Origin of the sequence: Aestuariivita boseongensis, from assembly GCF_001262635.1 — a bacterium.
Taxonomy (GTDB): domain Bacteria; phylum Pseudomonadota; class Alphaproteobacteria; order Rhodobacterales; family Rhodobacteraceae; genus Aestuariivita; species Aestuariivita boseongensis.
This window is the reverse complement of sequence record NZ_JXYH01000110.1, coordinates 1-1,899: the sequence shown is the minus strand read 5'-3', so window position 1 is coordinate 1,899 and position 1,899 is coordinate 1. Positions and strand designations below refer to the sequence as shown.

Here is a 1,899-nt window from a genome sequence, read left to right as displayed (position 1 = left end):
GGGGCGGGTTGTGAACCGCCACGAACAGCGCCTCATCCTCTTCAAAGCCCGAGCGATCCATGCGCATGCGTTCCGGGTAGGCATCGCGCCGGATCCGGCCCGCGCCAGTGGCCATATCGACCTCATAGGCGACCGCCTCGCGGCCCGCCCGTGCGGCAACCAGCTCGGCCAACACCGCTTCGCTCAATCCCGCGCCCACGGGTTCGACCAGAACGCGGATCGTGCCGCCGCAGGCAAGCCCCACGGCAAAGGCATCCTCGTCACTGACGCCGAATTCCAGAACGCGGTGCGTGCCGGTCTCGATCGTTTCGATCGCCTCGACGATCACGGCCCCTTCCACACATCCGCCCGAGACGGAACCTTCGATTTCCCCATCCCCGCTGATGGCCAGCTGCGCGCCGACGCCGCGGGGTGCCGAGCCCCAGGTTTCCACCACCGTGGCCAGAGCGGCCCCTTTGCCGGCGCGGTGCCACTCCAGCGCGATCTCCGGACCCTTGTCAAAGCGTTCCATTGCAGCTCTCCCCTCCAGGGCGGTCAGATGCGCCCGCCCTGTCCTTCTTCTCTTTCCAAATACGGCTCCCGAAGGGATAATTCAAAAAGAATGCGCGCAAGCGCTCCTTCTGGATCACGCCGCCTCTTCGCGCAGCGCCGACATGAGGCGCGCTTTTTCCCCCATATCGTCCGGGCGCGAGATGACCTTGGCCAATTCCTCGAGCGAGGCGACGGAATGGCCCGCGCGAAAACTGTCCACATGAGGCAGCATGGCGGCGATCCCGCGTGCTTTGGGAGCGAACCCTTCCCAGCGCAAAAGCGGGTTGAGCCAGATCAGGCGGCGGGACGACAGATGCAGCCGCTCCATCTCGCGGGCAAGCGCATCGGGGTCGTCGCGATCCAGACCATCGGTGATCAGCAACACAACCGCCCCCTGCCCCAGCACCCGGCGTGACCAGTCGCGGTTGAACGCGTGCAGGCAGGCCCCGATGCGGGTGCCACCCTCCCAATCCTGCGCCTCGGCGCCCGCGGCCTTCAGCGCCGCATCCACGTCGCGCTGGCGCATATGGCGAGTGATATTGGTCAGTCGCGTACCGAAGGTGAAGGCGTGCACTTTCGCCCAGCCCGCCCCCTTGGCGTTTGAGATCGCATGCAGAAAATGCAAGACCACGCGGCTGTATTGGCTCATGGAGCCCGAGATATCGCAAAGCACCACCAGATTGGGCCAGCGTGGCTTGGGGCGCTTGAGGGCCAGGTCATAGATCTCCCCGCCTCGGCGCATGGAGGCGCGCAGGGTCTTGCGCCAATCGATCCGCGCGCCTTGCAGCGCAGCTTCGGACCGGCGCGACGCGATGGGTTTCACCGGCAGGCTGAGGCGTGCGATCATGCGTTTGGCGGCGGCCATTTCCTCGGTGCTCATCTGTTCGAAATCGAGGCTGCGCAAGCGCTCTTCTTCGGACATGGTCATGGAGGCGTCGATTTCGATCTGGCTTTCGTCGTCCGAATTGTCCTCTCCGGCGGGCGGCTCATCCCGGGCCACACCGTCAAGCAACGCCTCCGCCGCGCGCTTTTCGGCAGCCTGGGCCACACGATCCTCCTGCACGCCGCGCACGGCGGGGATCATCATCGACATCATATGCTCCAGATATCGCGGATCGCGCCAGTACAGCCGGAAGATCTGGGCAAAGACCGCGCGATGCTCGGGGCGGTTCACGAAACAGGCATGCAGCGTCCAGTAGAAATCCTGCTTTTCGGAGAACCCTGCCGCCTCGACCGCGCGGATGGCGTCAATCACCCGGCCCGGTCCGATGGGCAAGCCCGCCTTGCGCAAGGCACGGGCGAAATGGGTGATGTTCTGGACAAGTTTTGGATTGTCCGGAATGTCGAGCGGGATCTGCTCCATCAGGC

The 1,899-nt window shown here is 65.0% G+C and carries 2 protein-coding genes; both read right to left on the bottom strand.

What is annotated here, in order from left to right:
* Window positions 1-511, bottom strand: a 511-nt coding sequence (locus tag TR61_RS19340; RefSeq protein WP_172677037.1) for an XdhC family protein, incomplete at its 3' end; no start/stop codon positions are given.
* 114 nt (window positions 512-625) lie between these two features.
* Entirely contained in the window at window positions 626-1,894 is a 1,269-nt protein-coding gene (locus TR61_RS19335; protein ID WP_050932194.1) for a vWA domain-containing protein, read from the bottom strand.
* Window positions 1,895-1,899 lie beyond the last annotated feature (5 nt).

Coding starts and splice junctions, on each gene's coding strand:
- TR61_RS19335 (WP_050932194.1), bottom strand. CDS start 1,894: ATGGAGCAGATCCCGCTCGACATTCCGGACAATCCAAAACTTGTCCAG.